Origin of the sequence: Geothrix oryzae (assembly GCF_030295385.1) — a bacterium.
Taxonomy (GTDB): Bacteria; Acidobacteriota; Holophagae; order Holophagales; family Holophagaceae; genus Geothrix; species Geothrix oryzae.
Genome location: NZ_AP027079.1, coordinates 875,162 through 889,174, shown reverse-complemented (window position 1 = coordinate 889,174; position 14,013 = coordinate 875,162). Strand labels below are relative to the sequence as shown.

Below are 14,013 nucleotides of genomic sequence, written 5' to 3'. Positions count from 1 at the left end.
GGTCGTCCTCCGGGCTACCTCATGCCCCGGCTCTGTGCCGCTTCGATGAGTTCCTTGATGCGGCGGGCATCGGCCTTGGTGTGGCCATGGCTGGTGAGGGGGTCGCTGCCGCCGGTGCTCTCGACGGTGAGGTCGGACCAGAGCAGGCCGGTCTCGATGCGGACGCTGGCCACCTTCGACAGGTGGATGCTGATCTCGTTCACCGTGAACCAGGCACGCTTGCGGCGGATCACGGCGGTGTCCGTCACCTCGATGACGGTCGTGAACAGGTGGTTGCCCTGGGTCCAGCGGCTGGCCTTGAAGGTCTCGGTGGCCATCAGAGGGCCCCCTTCGCGGCGGCGGCCACCGCCTGGGGCGTGATGCCGTAGGCCTCCAGCAGCTTCTCGGGCTTGCCGCTCTGACCGAACTGATCGTGCACGCCCACGCGGCGCAGGGGCATGGGGTGGGCTTCGGAGAGGAACTCGGCCACCACACCGCCCAGCCCGCCGTGGGACTGGTGCTCCTCGCAGGTGACAACGGCCTTGTGGGTCTTCGCCAGGGCCAGCAGGGTCTCGCGGTCGAAGGGCTTGATCGTGGGGCTGTGCAGCACGGTGGCCCCGATGCCCTCGGCGGCCAGGAGGTCCGCCGCATCCAGGCAGATGGAGGTGCCCAGGCCGCAGCCCACCAGCAGCACATCCTTGCCGGCGCTTGGCCGCATCACCACGGCCTTGCCGATCTGGAAGCGGTAGTCCTCGGCGTGGATGCGGGGGAATTTGTCCCGGGTGAGACGGACATAGACAGGGCCCTGGTGGGCATAGGCCGCGCGGATCGCCTGCCGGGTCTCGAGGGCATCGGCCGGGGAGATCACGGTCATGCCGGGGATCATGCGCATGAGGGCCAGGTCCTCCAGGCACTGGTGGGTGCCGCCGTCTTCGCCCACGGTGAGCCCTGCGTGGGTGGCCACGATCTTCACATTCTGGTGGCCCACGCCCACGGCCTGGCGCACGAACTCGTAGGCGCGGCCCGTGGCGAACATGGCGAAAGTGCTCACGAAGGGCACCACGCCCGTGGTGCTGGCCCCGGCGGCGGCGGCCACCATGCCCTGCTCGGCGGCGCCCATGTTGAAGAAGCGCTCGGGAAAGGCCTTGGCGAACTTGCTGGTGCGGGTGGAACCGGCCAGGTCGGCGTCAAAGACCACGAGATTGGCGCCCTCGTTTCCCAGTTCCACCAGGGTGTCGCCGTAGGCGTCCCGCAGGCTGTCCATCACCCCGCCGACCTTGCCGCCCACGCCCGCCGTTTCCGCACCCGCCATGATCACTCCCGTCGAAGCCTCCATTCTACGCGAGCCGGCGCCGAGGCCGTAGGCTGGAGGGGTGACCCGGTCCCTCCGCCCCTCCGCCCTGTTCTGGGGCCTCTTCGTCGCCCTGGGCGTGGCGGCCCTGACCCTGCGCCTGCGAGTCCCCGGGCACCGGGCCCTCCCCTCGATCACCGCGGCCCTCCTGATCCTGCTGGCCCTGCGCGTGATCACGCTGATCCGCGATTGGCGGCTGGAACGGATCCCCGGCACGCGGATCCTCCTGCCGGCGCTGATCCTGGTGGAGGGCCTGGGGCTGCGCCTGCCCGGGGCCTCGCCCCTGGCGCTCCGCCTGCGCCTGGGAATCGCCCTGGTCCTGGAGGGACTGCTCCTCGCCCTCGCGGTGCGAGCCTTGCGGGGCGTGGGCGCCCTGCCGGGCGAGTGGCCGGAGCAGCGCATCGCGGCGGCCTTCGAGTCCTTCGTCCCCCCCCGGGCCGCCCGGCTCATGGCCCTGGAACTGGTGATGCTGGGGGGCGCCTTGCGCTTCCTCTCCGGCGGCTTCCGCGAGCCCGCCCCCGCGGGCCACAGCCTGCACCGGGAGGCCGCCCTGGGCAGCTTCCTGCCCGCCCTTCCCCTGCTCATCCCAGGCGACCTGCTGCTGATCCGCGCCCTGTTCTCGGGGGCGCCGTCCTGGCTGCGATGGGGTCTCCATCTGTCCACGGCCTACGCGGTGTTTTGGCTGTTCGGCCTCTACGCGGGCCTGAAAGGCCGTCCCCATCAGGTGACGGAGGACGAGGTGGCCCTGAACCTCGGGCCGGCGAAATCGATCCGCCTTCGGCGCGAGCAGATCCTGGAGGCGGCGCCCCTGCCCGACTTCGAGGACGATTGGGCCCGGCACCGCCACATGAAGGGCCTCCACAAGCTCATCACGCCGGGGCCCGCCGTCCTGGAACTGCGCCTGCGTGAGCCCGTCCCGGCCCTGAGTCTCGCGGGCCCCACGGCCCCACGGGACCGCGTGGCGGTCTCCGTAGACGATCCCGCCGCCTTCCTGGCCGCCCTGGGGGCACCGTGCGCCTGAGCCTTCCCATCGACCCCCTGCTGCCGCAGATCGTGGACGGCCTGCGCGGCAACCCGAACCTGGTGTTGCAGGCGGATCCCGGTGCGGGCAAGACCACGCGCGTGCCCCCGGCCCTGCTGGAGGCCCGCCTGCTGGGGGATGGCGAGTGCTGGATTCTCGAACCCCGCCGCCTGGCGGCCCGTCTCGCCGCCACTCGGGTGGCCGAGGAACTGGGCGAGCCCCTGGGCCAGCGGGCGGGCTACGCGGTGCGCTTCGAGCAGAAGATCTCGAAGGCCACGCGCCTGCGCTTTGTCACGGAGGGCCTCCTGCTGCGCCGCCTGTGCGGCAACCCGCACCTGAAGGGCATCGCCGCCGTCGTGCTGGACGAGTTCCACGAGCGGCACCTGCACACGGACCTGGGCCTCACGCTGCTGCGGCGCCTCCAGCGTGCGGCGCGCCCGGACCTGAAGCTGCTGGTCATGTCCGCCACCCTGGACCCGGGCCCGGTGGCCGCCTACCTCGATGCGCCCGTGCTGAAGAGCGAGGGCCGCGCCTTCCCCGTGAACACGGCCTTCCTGCCCCGGCCCGACGACCGGCCCATCGAACTGCAAGTCTCGGACGCACTGGACCGCCTCTACGGCGAGGGACTAAAGAACCACACCCTGGTCTTCCTGCCGGGCGCTGCGGAGATCCGGGCCTGCCTGAAGGGCTGCGAGGCCGTGTCGGCGCGGCGGGGCCTGAGCCTGCGTCCCCTCCACGGTGAGCTGTCACCGGACGCCCAGGCCCATGCGCTGGAAGCCAGCGACGCGCCCAAGGTCATCCTCAGCACCAATGTGGCGGAAAGCTCCGTGACGCTGGACGGCATCGGGGCCGTGGTGGATTCGGGGCTGGGCCGCGAGGCCTCCCACTCGCCCTGGTCGGGCCTCTCGGGCCTGCGCACCGTGCGCATCAGCCAGGCCCGGTGCACCCAGCGCACGGGGCGCGCGGGCCGCACCGGGCCCGGCCGCTGCCTGCGCCTCTACACCGAAGCCGACTTCGGCGCCCGCCCCGCCTTCGACGCGCCGGAACTGCAGCGCTCAGATCTGGCGGAGCCCCTGCTCGCCCTGCACGGCCTGGGCCTCACCGAGCCGCGGGACCTGGACTGGTTCGAGGCGCCGCCGGAGGTCGCCGTGGCCTCGGCGGAAACCCTGCTCACCCGCCTCGACGCCCTGGAGCACGGAAACCTCAGCGCCATCGGCCGGCGCATGGCCGACCTGCCCCTGCACCCCCGCCTGGCCCGGCTGGCCATCGCGGGGAGCGACCTCGGCATTCCACAGCTGGCCCTGCGCGCCGCGGCCCTGCTGGAGACCGGCAACCTCTCCGCGCGCCAGGGGCTCGATCGAACGCCCGTGAAGACCGGCCACGGCGCGGATTCGGATCTGCTGTTGCGCCTCGACCAGTTCGAGGAGGCGGAGGCCGCGGGCTTCGGCGCGGGCGCCTGCCGGGCCGCGGGACTGGATGCCTCGGCCATCCACCGCGCCAAGCGGGCCGTGCAGTCCCTGTCGCGCTTCCTGCCCTCCCCCGCCGAGCCGGCAGACGCCGAGGCGCGTCTGCTGAAAGCGCTGCTTCAGGCCTACCCGGACCGCGTGGGGCAGCTCTCTGCCAATGGCACCTGCGCCTTTGCGGGAGGCGGGGGGGCGAAGCTGGATCCGGCCTCCCGCATCCGGCGGCCGGGCCTGATCCTCGCCCTGGAGGCCGAGGCCGTGAAGCAGGGCACCGGGGGGCAGACCCTCATCCGCCTGGCCTCCCGCTGCGAGGCCGACTGGCTGCTGGATGCCTTCCCCGAGCGCCTGGAGGAGGCGGACGAGGTCCTGTTCAACGCGGCGGCCGGCCGCGTGGAGCGGCGCTCCGAGATCCGATTTGATGGGCTGGTGATCGATGTCAGCCGGGGGCCCGCGGATCCTGCGGATCCGCAGGTAGGTGAGCTGTTGGCACAAGCGCTGCGGGACCGCCCACTCGAGGAGGTGCCCGCGCGCCTCCTGGCCCGGCTGGCCTTCCTGCGCAGGCATCGCGAGGACCTCGATCTGCCGGAGGACCTGCTGGGCCCTCTGCTGGCCGGCGCCTGCGCGGGACGGACCACCCTGCGCGAGGTCCAGGATGTGGATTGGCCCAGGGCCCTGCGCCAGGCCTTCCCGGCGGAAACCGTGCGCCTGCTCGACGCCTGGGCACCCGAGGCCATCCAGCTGCCCAAAGGCCGGCCCGCCAAGGTCCACTACGAGGATGATCCGCCCTGGATCGCCTCCCGCCTCCAGGATTTCTGGGGCCTGAAGAAGAGCCCCACAGTGGCCGGGGGCGCCGTGCCGCTGGTGCTGCACCTGCTGGCCCCCAACATGCGGGCCGTGCAGGTCACCACCGACCTCGCGGGCTTCTGGCAGCGGGCCTACAAGGAGCTGCGACCGGGCCTGTCACGGCGCTATCCGAAGCACCACTGGCCGGAGTAGCCTCAGCTCCGCAGCTCCGCCAGCAGCGCCCGCGCCCCGGCCTCCAGCAGGGTGCCGTCCAGGCCCGTTGCCAGCAGCGTGAAGCCCGCGGCCTCATGGGTCCGGATCTCCGCCGCCGTCATGCGGAAGATGCCGAGGGGCATGCGGGCCTCCCGGCAGGTCCGGGCCAGCGTGGCCACGGCCTCCAGGAAGGCGGGATGGTCGAACTGCTCGGCGATCCCCAGGCTGGCGCTCAGGTCGTAGGGCCCCACGAAGACGGCGTCCACCCCGGCGACCTGCACGATGGCCTGGATGTTCGCCAGCGCCTCCCGGGATTCGGCTTGCACCACCACCAGGCCTCGGCCGCGCACGGCGCGGACGGCGGCTTCCGCCTGAGTCGCCGTGTCCACATGGGGCACGATGAGGCCCGCCGCCCCGCAGGAGGCCGCGTCGATGAGGACCTCCGGCTCCGGCGAGGGCACCCGCAGCAGGCAGGGCACGGCCCCGGTCCCAGCCCCGGCCCTGGCAAGGGCGGCCAGGGTGCGCGAGGTCTCGGCCGGGCCGAAGCCGCCATGCTCGCCGTCGAGGAACAGCCAGTCGAAGCCCTGGCCGGCGAGGCGCACGGCCACCTCGGGGCGGGGAATCTGGACGAGGGTGCCCAGCAGGCGTTCGCCGGCGCGGAGGCGGTCGTGAAAGGGGGGTCGGGCCATGGCATACCTCCCCGCCAGCTTGAACCGGACCGGATCCCGGAGGGAGGGCTTTCGAGCTACTTTGGAACCATGCTGACCTTCCGTCCCATCCAGCCCCAGGACGACGCCGCCATGGCCGCCATCATCCGCGCCGTGATGCCGGAATTCGGGGCGGACGGGCCGGGCTTCGCCATCCACGACCCCGAGGTGGACCACATGAGCCGGGCCTATGCGGCCCCGGGCGCGGCCTACTTCGTGGTGGAGGATCCCTCCGGCCGCCTGGTGGGCGGGGGGGGCGTGGCGAAGCTGGAAGGCGGGCCCGAGGGCGTCTGCGAACTGCGGAAGATGTACTTCCTGCCGGAAGCCCGGGGGAAGGGCATGGGCGAGGCCCTGCTGCGCCACTGCCTCGCGGTGGCCACGGGGCTGGGCTACCGCACCTGCTACCTGGAGACCCTCACGGGCATGGACCAGGCGCAGAAACTCTACGGGAAGCTGGGCTTCCGTCCCCTCTGCAGCCCCATGGGGAACACGGGCCACGGCGGCTGTGACCGCTGGTTCGCCAGGGACCTGGCCGGGGGGCCGGCATGATCCGGGGCCTCGGAACCGACCTCTGCCCGCCCAGCCGCTGGCGGCACCTGGTCGAGCGCTTCGGGGCGGAGAAGTGCGCCGGGCGGATCCTCCACCCGGAGGAGGCGGACTACCTGCTCCACGGCCACCGGCAGCGGCTGCCGGAGCGCCTGGCGGGCCGCTGGGCCCTGCGGGAGGCCTTCGGCAAGGCCCTGGGCACCGGGCTGGACGGCTGGTCCTGGAAGGAGCTGCGCTATGTGAACGGGCGGCTCTGGGCCGTGGGGGCCCTGGCGGAGCTGCTGGCGGCCCGGGGCATCCAGAAGCTCCACGGCAGCCTCACCCACGACGGGGACCTCGCCATGGCGGTGGTCATCCTGGAAGATTGACCGGCGGAAACTCAAGGATCAGCCCCCCCCGCCGATCCCTCGGGAAGGACGACCCGATGGATCCCCTTCAGGCCAAGCAACAGATGACCCTCGCCGAGTTCCGGAGCCTCCGGGACTTCATCTATGTAAAATCAGGCATCTTTTTCAGCGAGTCCAAGCAGTACTTCTTGGAAAATCGCCTCAACAAGCGCATCGGCGAACTCAAGCTGAGGAGCTACAGCGACTACCTGTCCCTGCTGCAAGGCATCCAGGGGCCCGGGGAACTGAAGCGGCTCTTCGTGGAGATCACCACCAACGAGACCAGCTTCTGGCGCAACCCGCCCCAGATCGAGGCCTTCCAGAACATCGTGCTCCCCGAGGCCGCCAAGCAGGCGCGCGAGCGGGGCCAGAGCCGACTGCGCATCTGGTCGGCGGCCTGCTCCAGCGGGGAGGAGCCCTACACCCTGGCCATGATCTGCCAGGAGCTGAAGGACACCGTCCTCCGCGGGATCACCGTGGAGATCCTGGGCACGGACATCAGCGAGAAGGTGCTGTCCCAGGCCCAGGACGGGGTCTACAACAGCTACACCCTGCGGAACCTGACGCCGGAGCAGCTCCTGCGGCACTTCATCCCCTTGGGCAAGGATCTCTACCAGGTGAAACCTGAGGTCCAGCGGTTCACCAGCCTCCGCCACTTCAACCTGGTCGATTACGCGGCCTACCGCCAGCTGGGCTCCTTCGATGTCATCTTCTGCCGGAATGTGCTCATCTATTTCGACGAGGTGGTCAAGGCCCAGGTCCTGAAGGGCTTCCACGAACTGCTTCATCCGCGGGCCTACCTGCTGGTCGGACACAGCGAAAGCATCCATGCTTTCAACACCGGTTTCGAGCTGCTGCACTTCAGCAAGGCCATGGGATACCGGAAGCGGACCTGAGCGGCCAGGAGCAATCATGCCCATCACCCCCCAAGAACTCATCGCCAACCTCGGAGACCTGCCGCCCCTTCCGCAGGTGGCCTCCCAGGTGCTGCGCGTGTCCGCCGATCCCGATGCCACGGCCGAGGACCTCCGCAAGGTCATCTCCATGGATCAGGCCCTCACCAGCCAGATCCTCAAGATCTCGAACTCCGCCATGTTCGGCATGATGCGCGAGGTCACCACCCTGACCCAGGCGATCATGACCCTGGGGTTCTCCACCATCAAGAGCGTGGTCATCGCCAGCTCGGCCAAGAACCTGTACCACCGCGGCACCGTGGGCCTCCAGGAGCGCCTGATCTGGGAGCACGCCCTGGTCTCGGCCATCGCCAGCCGGGCCTTCGCCAAGAGCCTGCGCTTCGCCCGGGTCGAAGAGGCCTTCATCGGCGGCCTGCTGCACGACATCGGGAAATCCGTCATGGGCGTGAAGTTCCCCGAACGCTACTCATCCCTGCTCCGAACCGTCTACAACGAGAATGGCGTCTGCATCCAGCTGGAGCTGGACACCTTCGGGTTCGACCACGCCATGGTGGGCGAGGCCCTGGTGACCCAGTGGAACCTGGCCCCCAGCCTGCAGGCCGCCGTGCGCTGGCACCACGACCCCATCCAGGCCGGTGCCGACCACCAGCCCCTGGCGGCCATCGTCGCCCTGGCCAACCATCTGGCCCTGGAGGAGAAGGTGGGCATCGGCGATCCCGCCCACCTGGAAGGCGCCTCCCAGCAGGCCATGGAGATCCTCAAGCTCGGCCCCGAAGCCCTGGCCGGTCTCAAAGAAGGGGTCCGCAGCGCCATCGAGCAGGACAAGACGATGATCGCGGAGTTTTAGATGAAGATCGCGGAGTTCTGAATGATCACCCGGGAGCAGTTTGCCTCGCGACTGAAGGCCAAAGCCCTGCCGAGCCTCCCCCTCACGGTGGTGGCGCTGGGCGAGGCCGTCCAGGACGAGCGCTGCACCGTGGACCGCATCCTCAGCATCCTGTCGAAGGATCCTCCCCTTTCCGCGGCCCTTCTCCGCATGGCCAACTCCGCCCTCTACGCCGGGACCGGATCGGTCATGGACCTGCGCGCGGCCGTGCTTCGGCTGGGCTTTGACGCTGTCTCCAACCTGGGCACCGGCGCCGCGGTCATCCGCACCCTCAAGGGTGGTGCCCACCTGGATGCCGTCCGGCTCTGGCAGCACAGCGTGGCCGTGGGCCTCACGGCCAAGGGCGTGTGCGTGCTCGCCAAGCGGCATGGCCAGGCGGAAACTGCCTTCCTGACCGGCCTGCTGCACGACATCGGGAAGATCGCCCTGGACACCTGCTTCCCCGAGGCCTACGCAGAGGTGCTCCAGAAGGTCGCCGAAGGCGCCCATTTCGTGGATGCGGAGCGGGCGGTGCTCGGTCTCGACCACGCCGAGGCCGGAGCCCTCCTCGCGGCGGAATGGTCCTTCCCCCAGACCATCGTGGAGGTCATCCGCGACCACCACGAGCCCAGGCCCGAGGACTTCCTCCCCAACCTCATCCACCTGGCGGACCTGCTCGTGCGGACGCGCATCCCCATGGGCCCCGCGGACGCGCGCCTGATGTTCAGCCTGGACGAGCTGCCCGCCTTCAAGGCCGTTCTTGCCGGCGCCCTGCACAAGGATCTGGATGTGGAGCGGCTGACCTTCTCCATCGACGACGAGGTGGACCATGCCCTGGCCTTCGTCGAAGCGGCATTCCAGGCCTGAGGGACGACCATGACTGCGACGATCCGGATCCTGGTGGTGGACGACAGCCCGTTCATGCGGAAATCCCTGCAGAAGATGCTGGAGGAGGCCCCCGACCTGCGGGTGGTGGCCACCGCGCGCGATGGCGTGGATGCCTTGGAGAAGATCCAGGAGCACCAGCCCGACATCGTCACCCTCGACATCGAGATGCCGCGCATGGACGGCCTCACCTGCCTGAAGAAGATCATGGCGGACCACCCCATGCCCGTGCTGATGGTCTCGAGCCTCACCCAGGAGGGCGCCCAGGCCACCCTGGATGCCCTCTCCATCGGGGCCCTCGACTTCATCCCCAAGGAGAGCAGCTTCGCCAGCATGAGCATCCTGCAGATCCAGCACGACCTGCAGGAGAAGGTGCGCCGGCTGGCCACCAGCCCCCGCTTCCACCGGCTCCCTGGCGGGGCGCCCCACCCGGCGCCCCCCGCCGCCGCCCCGGCCCCGGTGAAACCGGCCGCGGCCCCTCCCGTGCGGGCAGCCGTACCCGCCGGCACCTCCCTTCCGGCCACCCCCCAGGCCGACCTGCTGGTGCTCGGCAGCTCCACCGGCGGCCCCAAGGCCCTGCAGGACATCCTCCCGGCCCTGCCGGCCAGCCTCCCGGTCCCCTGCCTCATCGTCCAGCACATGCCCAGCACCTTCACCAAGCCCTTCGCGGACCGCCTGGACGGCCTCTGCCAGGTGCATGTCAAGGAAGCCGAGCAGGGCGAGCCCCTCAAGGCCGGCACGGTCTACATCGCTCCGGGCGGTCTCCACATGACCTACGGGACGAGGACCCCCAAGGGTTGCATCGAGCTGAGCTCCGAGCCCATGTCCTCCCTGCACCGCCCCAGCGTGGATGTGCTCTTCATGAGCGTGGCCGAACTCTTCCACGGGCAGGCCCTAGCGACCATCCTCACGGGCATGGGCGCGGACGGCGCCAAGGGCATGGAGCAACTCAAGCGCAAGGGCGCCCATACCCTGGCCGAGGCCGAGGAATCCTGCGTAGTGTACGGCATGCCGCGCGCCGCCGTGGAGCGGGGCTGCGTGGATCTCGTGGCGCCCCTGCCCGATATCGCCGGCCACATCCGGCGCCACTTCCGGATCTGATGACCGGCTCCATTCCCCTCACCCCAGCGGTCCTCGCCTCCCTGAGGATCCCAGCCGCCACGGCCCCTTCCGCCGTCGCGCTGCTGAAGGCCCTGGTGGGGCAGACCCTGGAGGCCACCCTGGAATCCACCGGGCCGGAAGGGCTGCACCTCCGGCTGGCGGACGGCAAGGAGCTGGTGGCCGAGGGCAGCCTACCCTTTCCCGCCGGCAGCGCCCTCGCCCTGAAGGCCCTGCCCCTGCCCAGCGGCGCGGGCATTCGGCTCCAGGTGATCCGTGCCACGCCGCCGCCGACCTCGCCGCTGCTGCACCCCCTCACTCAGGGCGAGGCCGCCCCCCTGCTGGCCCGCCTTCAGACGCCTGGCGCGGCCCTGGAGCCCCTCGCCGCCCTGTTCCGCGCCCTGATGCCGGCCGGGGCCGCCGACCAGCCCGAGAGCTGGTCCGGCTGGCTGAAGGAGGCGCTGCGCGCCCTGTCCGATCCCGCCGCCTCGCCGGCCGAGTCCGCCTTCCACCGACTCCAGGCCCGGGAGGGCACCGGCTGGTTCGAGCTGCCCCTGCCCTGGGCCGTGGGCGCCGAACCGCTACGCCTCTGGATCGAGGCCGATCGCGACACCGCCTCCGGGGAAGGGAAGGAGCCGGTCCATCGCGTCTTCCTCAGCGTCCCCTTCAGCGCCCTGGGAGATGTGCGCCTGGGGCTCGAACAGCGCGCGGCGGGCCTGCGGGCGCGGCTCTGGTTGCAGGATCCGGCCCAGCTCGCCGCCCTCCGCCCGACCCTGGAGGCGGAGCTGGCCACCCTGGGCCGTCCCGTGGACCTCCAGATCCTGCCCCTGCCCGACCCGGCCCCGGACCTGCGGGCCCTGGCTGGAGGCACGCCTCTCTCGGCCCTGGGTTGACGCTGAGCTGACGCAGGATTGGTGCGGGGCTGACCGCCCTCACCCCTTCCGCAGCTGCTTCATGAGCCTCGGCAGGCGGTTCAGGGCGGCCTGGGCCTCGGTCCATTCCCGGTGGGGACGCGCCGGGAAGCCCGTGACGAAGCTGCCCTCCGGCAGGCTCTTGGCCACCACGCTGTTGCCGCCCACGACGCTGCGGCTGCCGATCTCGATGTGGCCCACCACGCCCACCTTGCCCGCCAGCGTGACGAAGTCGCCCAGCTTCGTGGAGCCACTGATGCCCGTCTGGCTCACGAGCAGGCAGTGGTTCCCCACCTGCACATTGTGTCCGACCTGCACCTGGTTATCGATCTTGGTGCCCGTGCCGATCCGCGTGGGGCCCAGCACGCCGCGGTCGATGCAGACGCAGGCGCCGATCTCCACATCGTCGCCCAGCTCCACCCAGCCCACCTGGGGAATCTTGGCGTGCCGGCCCTCCACCAGCACATACCCATAGCCGTCGCTGCCCACCACCGAATTGGCGTGGACGACCACGCGGTTCCCCAGCCGCGTCCGGCGATAGAGCACCGCGCCGGGGAACAGCTCGCAACCGTCGCCCAGCACGCAGTCGTCGCCGATGTGGGCGCCTGGATGAACGACGCAGCCCTTTCCCAGCACCGTGCGTGCGCCCACCGTGGCGCCGGGGGCGATGCGGCAACCCGGTCCCGCCACCGCCGTGGGATGCACCGGCGCATCGCCCCATTCGGGGGCCGGTTCGGGATGCAGCCAGCCGATGGCCTGCGCGAAGGCCCAGTAGGGATGCTTCACCCGCAGCACCGGGAGATCACCCAGGTCCGCCGTCGCGTCAGCGAAGATCAGGCCCGCGGCGCTCCCCTTGGCTTTGGCGGCGTATTTGGGGTTGGCGAGGAAGGACACGGAGCAGGCACCGGCCTCTTCCAGGGGCTTCACTTCGGAAATGACGCGATCCGGGGGACAATGGTCGAGGTGGCCATCCAGACGCCCTGCCAAGTCCTGGGCTGTGATGATCGGCATGGCGCTCTCCTATCCAGTCTTCAGTCTTCAGTCTTCAGTCTTCAGTTTCCAGTCATCCGTGCGGAATCCATCATGCATCCAGTTCTTTTTGAGATAGGTTCGTTCCCCCTGGGCACCTACGGGCTGCTGCTGGCCATCGCCTTTTTCGCCGGAACGGCCCTGGCCAAGCGGCAGGGCAGGCTCGACGGCCTGGCCCCCGCCGCCATCACGGACCTGGCCATCGCCATGCTCATCGCGGCCATCGTCGGGTCCAAGCTGCTCATGGTCGTGGTGGATCTGATCAACGGCGCGCCGCTGCGCGAGGTCTTCTCTCTGGGCACCCTGCGCGCCGGCGGTGCCATCCACGGCGGCATCATCGCCGCCACCGCCGTGTTCTTCTGGAAACTCCGGAAGGGCCAGGGCCTCCCTCTGCGGATCACGGGCGATGCCCTGGTGCCCGGCGTCGCTCTGGGGCAGGCCATCGGCCGCCTGGGCTGCTTCTCCGCTGGCTGCTGCTACGGCACCGAAAGCCACGCCTCCTGGGCCACGACCTTCACGGATCCCCTGGCCCACGCCTTCAGCGGCACGCCCCTGGGTATCCCGCTCCACCCGGTGCAGCTCTACAACACCGCCGCCAACCTGGCGGTCATGGCCATCCTGCTGCTGGCCCGCCCGAAACGGGCCTTCCAGGGCCAGATCTTCGCCCTCTACTTCCTGGTGGAGGGCCTGGGCCGCGTCATCACGGAAACCTGGCGGGGCGACATCGACCGTGGCACGGGCTGGCTGGGCTGGGCCTGGCTCAGCACGGGGCGCCTCACCGGGGTCGCCTTCATGATGCTGGGCCTGGGCCTGTGGATCTTCTGGAACCGCCGCAAGGGGACGACATGATGCAGCTCATCGCCGAGGACGGCGCGCCACGGCTGGACCGCTTCCTCGCGGACCGCTTCCCCGAGATTCCCCGCGCCCGCTGGGATGCCCATGTGCGGCTGGGCGAGATCAAGGTGAACGGGCAGCCGGTGACCAAGGGCGGCGTGCGCCTGCGGCCGGGCGATCGGGTCGAGACCGAGCTTCCGGTGATCCCGGTGCCGGCCGCGCACCTGGAGGCCGAGGCCATCGACCTGCCCTCCCTGTTCGAGGACGCCCATCTATGGATCGTGGACAAGCCCGCGGGCATGGTCGTGCATCCGGGCCCCGGCCATGCCGGAGGCACCATCGTGAACGCCCTGCTCCATCGCCTCAAGACGCCGGTGGTGCTTGACGCCAGGGACGAGGAAGCGGAAGAGACTGAGGGGGAGATTGGGGAGGAGACCGGGGAACTGGCCGAAGATGTGGCCACGGGCTGGCCGGGCCTCGTGCACCGCCTCGACCGCTACACCACGGGCTGCCTCTGCCTGGCCAAGACCGCCGAGGCCCAGCGCGCCATCCAGGCCCAGTTCAAGGCCCGCACCGTGGAGAAGCGCTACCTGGCCCTGGTACGCCATTCCCCGCGCCTGCCCCAGCTGGGCAGCCTGCTGATCGACGAGCCCATCGCGCGCCACAAGCAGGACCGCCTGCGCATGGTCGTGGCCGAGGGCGGGCGTCCCGCCCAGACCCGCATCCGCGTGCTGGCGCGCACCTCGAGCATCGCCCTGGTGGAGTGCGAGCTGCTCACGGGCCGCACCCACCAGATCCGCGTCCACCTCGCCCACCTGCGGGCCCCGCTCATGGGTGATCCCCTCTACGGCGGCCCGGGCCGCTGGAAGGATGTGGACGGCGAAGCCCTGCTGCTGCCCCATCCGGCCCTGCACGCCTGGAAGCTCTCCGTGGACCACCCGGAAACCGGGGTGCGCATCCACGCGGAAGCCCCCATTCCCGAGGCCTTCCGGGCCCTGGCCGCCTCTTTGGGCTTGCCAGGGTACTGA

General features: G+C 70.6%; 15 protein-coding genes. 11 read left to right on the top strand and 4 right to left on the bottom strand.

Annotation, left to right across the window (positions count from 1 at the left end; all coding sequences use genetic code 11):
* Nucleotides 1–14 precede the first annotated feature (14 nt).
* Both QUD34_RS04060 and QUD34_RS04055 read right to left on the bottom strand, forming a co-directional pair.
* Nucleotides 15–317, bottom strand: coding sequence for a PH domain-containing protein (locus tag QUD34_RS04060; RefSeq protein ID WP_286355321.1), 303 nt, complete (start codon nucleotides 315–317; stop codon nucleotides 15–17).
* Nucleotides 317–1,291: a transketolase family protein gene (locus QUD34_RS04055; protein WP_286355320.1), complete on the bottom strand. Its 975-nt coding sequence runs from the start codon at nucleotides 1,289–1,291 to the stop codon at nucleotides 317–319. Before QUD34_RS04055 ends, QUD34_RS04060 begins: the two co-directional genes overlap by 1 nt.
* A 61-nt stretch (nucleotides 1,292–1,352) precedes the next feature.
* Here QUD34_RS04055 and QUD34_RS04050 point away from each other — a divergent pair, with 61 nt between their 5' ends.
* Together QUD34_RS04050 and hrpB are read left to right on the top strand one after the other, a co-directional pair.
* Entirely contained in the window at nucleotides 1,353–2,351 is a 999-nt protein-coding gene (locus QUD34_RS04050) for a hypothetical protein (protein WP_286355319.1), read from the top strand.
* Nucleotides 2,342–4,810 (top strand): ATP-dependent helicase HrpB, encoded by a 2,469-nt coding sequence (hrpB, locus tag QUD34_RS04045; protein ID WP_286355318.1) that lies wholly within the window; start codon nucleotides 2,342–2,344, stop codon nucleotides 4,808–4,810. Before QUD34_RS04050 ends, hrpB begins: the two co-directional genes overlap by 10 nt.
* Before the next feature lie 2 nt (nucleotides 4,811–4,812).
* Here hrpB and QUD34_RS04040 read toward each other — a convergent pair whose 3' ends face one another.
* Nucleotides 4,813–5,499 (bottom strand): HpcH/HpaI aldolase family protein, encoded by a 687-nt coding sequence (locus QUD34_RS04040; RefSeq protein WP_286355317.1) that lies wholly within the window; start codon nucleotides 5,497–5,499, stop codon nucleotides 4,813–4,815.
* Between the two features lie 69 nt (nucleotides 5,500–5,568).
* Between QUD34_RS04040 and QUD34_RS04035 the strand changes: the two genes are divergently transcribed.
* The 7 genes from QUD34_RS04035 to QUD34_RS04005 are packed head-to-tail and all read left to right on the top strand — an operon-like array spanning nucleotide 5,569 to nucleotide 11,104.
* Nucleotides 5,569–6,066, top strand: coding sequence for a GNAT family N-acetyltransferase (locus QUD34_RS04035; protein ID WP_286355316.1), 498 nt, complete (start codon nucleotides 5,569–5,571; stop codon nucleotides 6,064–6,066).
* Nucleotides 6,063–6,431 (top strand): holo-ACP synthase, encoded by a 369-nt coding sequence (locus QUD34_RS04030; protein WP_286355315.1) that lies wholly within the window; start codon nucleotides 6,063–6,065, stop codon nucleotides 6,429–6,431. The genes QUD34_RS04035 and QUD34_RS04030 overlap by 4 nt, the downstream gene beginning before the upstream one ends.
* Nucleotides 6,432–6,487: 56 nt before the next feature.
* Nucleotides 6,488–7,345 (top strand): CheR family methyltransferase, encoded by an 858-nt coding sequence (locus tag QUD34_RS04025; protein ID WP_286355314.1) that lies wholly within the window; start codon nucleotides 6,488–6,490, stop codon nucleotides 7,343–7,345.
* 16 nt (nucleotides 7,346–7,361) lie between these two features.
* A complete protein-coding gene (locus tag QUD34_RS04020; RefSeq protein ID WP_286355313.1) occupies nucleotides 7,362–8,210 on the top strand; it encodes an HDOD domain-containing protein in 849 nt (282 codons plus the stop codon).
* Between the two features lie 21 nt (nucleotides 8,211–8,231).
* Complete coding sequence (locus QUD34_RS04015) at nucleotides 8,232–9,095, top strand: HDOD domain-containing protein (RefSeq protein WP_286355312.1); 864 nt, start codon at nucleotides 8,232–8,234, stop codon at nucleotides 9,093–9,095.
* Between the two features lie 9 nt (nucleotides 9,096–9,104).
* On the top strand, nucleotides 9,105–10,214 hold the full coding sequence (locus QUD34_RS04010; RefSeq protein ID WP_286355311.1) for a protein-glutamate methylesterase/protein-glutamine glutaminase: 1,110 nt from the start codon (nucleotides 9,105–9,107) through the stop codon (nucleotides 10,212–10,214).
* Nucleotides 10,214–11,104 (top strand): hypothetical protein, encoded by an 891-nt coding sequence (locus tag QUD34_RS04005; protein WP_286355310.1) that lies wholly within the window; start codon nucleotides 10,214–10,216, stop codon nucleotides 11,102–11,104. The genes QUD34_RS04010 and QUD34_RS04005 overlap by 1 nt, the downstream gene beginning before the upstream one ends.
* Before the next feature lie 39 nt (nucleotides 11,105–11,143).
* Here QUD34_RS04005 and lpxD read toward each other — a convergent pair whose 3' ends face one another.
* Nucleotides 11,144–12,133 carry a UDP-3-O-(3-hydroxymyristoyl)glucosamine N-acyltransferase gene (gene lpxD / locus QUD34_RS04000; RefSeq protein ID WP_286355309.1) on the bottom strand — a complete coding sequence of 330 codons (990 nt, stop codon included), beginning with the start codon at nucleotides 12,131–12,133 and terminating at the stop codon, nucleotides 11,144–11,146.
* 72 nt (nucleotides 12,134–12,205) lie between these two features.
* On the opposite strand from lpxD, the gene QUD34_RS03995 reads away from it, so the two are divergent.
* Both QUD34_RS03995 and QUD34_RS03990 read left to right on the top strand, forming a co-directional pair.
* Nucleotides 12,206–13,000, top strand: coding sequence for a prolipoprotein diacylglyceryl transferase (locus QUD34_RS03995; protein ID WP_286355308.1), 795 nt, complete (start codon nucleotides 12,206–12,208; stop codon nucleotides 12,998–13,000).
* The gene (locus QUD34_RS03990) at nucleotides 12,997–14,013 is read left to right on the top strand and encodes an RluA family pseudouridine synthase (RefSeq protein WP_286355307.1); all 1,017 of its coding nucleotides are present in this window, start codon (nucleotides 12,997–12,999) and stop codon (nucleotides 14,011–14,013) included. The genes QUD34_RS03995 and QUD34_RS03990 overlap by 4 nt, the downstream gene beginning before the upstream one ends.

Bases quoted from the DNA above. Each gene is read 5' to 3' on its own strand.
- QUD34_RS04040 (WP_286355317.1), bottom strand. From the start codon at position 5,499: ATGGCCCGACCCCCCTTTCACGACCGCCTCCGCGCCGGCGAACGCCTG.
- lpxD (WP_286355309.1), bottom strand. From the start codon at position 12,133: ATGCCGATCATCACAGCCCAGGACTTGGCAGGGCGTCTGGATGGCCAC.
- QUD34_RS04060 (WP_286355321.1), bottom strand. From the start codon at position 317: ATGGCCACCGAGACCTTCAAGGCCAGCCGCTGGACCCAGGGCAACCAC.
- QUD34_RS04025 (WP_286355314.1), top strand. From the start codon at position 6,488: ATGGATCCCCTTCAGGCCAAGCAACAGATGACCCTCGCCGAGTTCCGG.
- QUD34_RS04015 (WP_286355312.1), top strand. From the start codon at position 8,232: ATGATCACCCGGGAGCAGTTTGCCTCGCGACTGAAGGCCAAAGCCCTG.
- QUD34_RS04005 (WP_286355310.1), top strand. From the start codon at position 10,214: ATGACCGGCTCCATTCCCCTCACCCCAGCGGTCCTCGCCTCCCTGAGG.
- QUD34_RS04030 (WP_286355315.1), top strand. From the start codon at position 6,063: ATGATCCGGGGCCTCGGAACCGACCTCTGCCCGCCCAGCCGCTGGCGG.
- QUD34_RS03995 (WP_286355308.1), top strand. From the start codon at position 12,206: ATGCATCCAGTTCTTTTTGAGATAGGTTCGTTCCCCCTGGGCACCTAC.
- QUD34_RS04010 (WP_286355311.1), top strand. From the start codon at position 9,105: ATGACTGCGACGATCCGGATCCTGGTGGTGGACGACAGCCCGTTCATG.
- QUD34_RS04055 (WP_286355320.1), bottom strand. From the start codon at position 1,291: ATGGCGGGTGCGGAAACGGCGGGCGTGGGCGGCAAGGTCGGCGGGGTG.
- QUD34_RS04020 (WP_286355313.1), top strand. From the start codon at position 7,362: ATGCCCATCACCCCCCAAGAACTCATCGCCAACCTCGGAGACCTGCCG.
- QUD34_RS03990 (WP_286355307.1), top strand. From the start codon at position 12,997: ATGATGCAGCTCATCGCCGAGGACGGCGCGCCACGGCTGGACCGCTTC.
- QUD34_RS04035 (WP_286355316.1), top strand. From the start codon at position 5,569: ATGCTGACCTTCCGTCCCATCCAGCCCCAGGACGACGCCGCCATGGCC.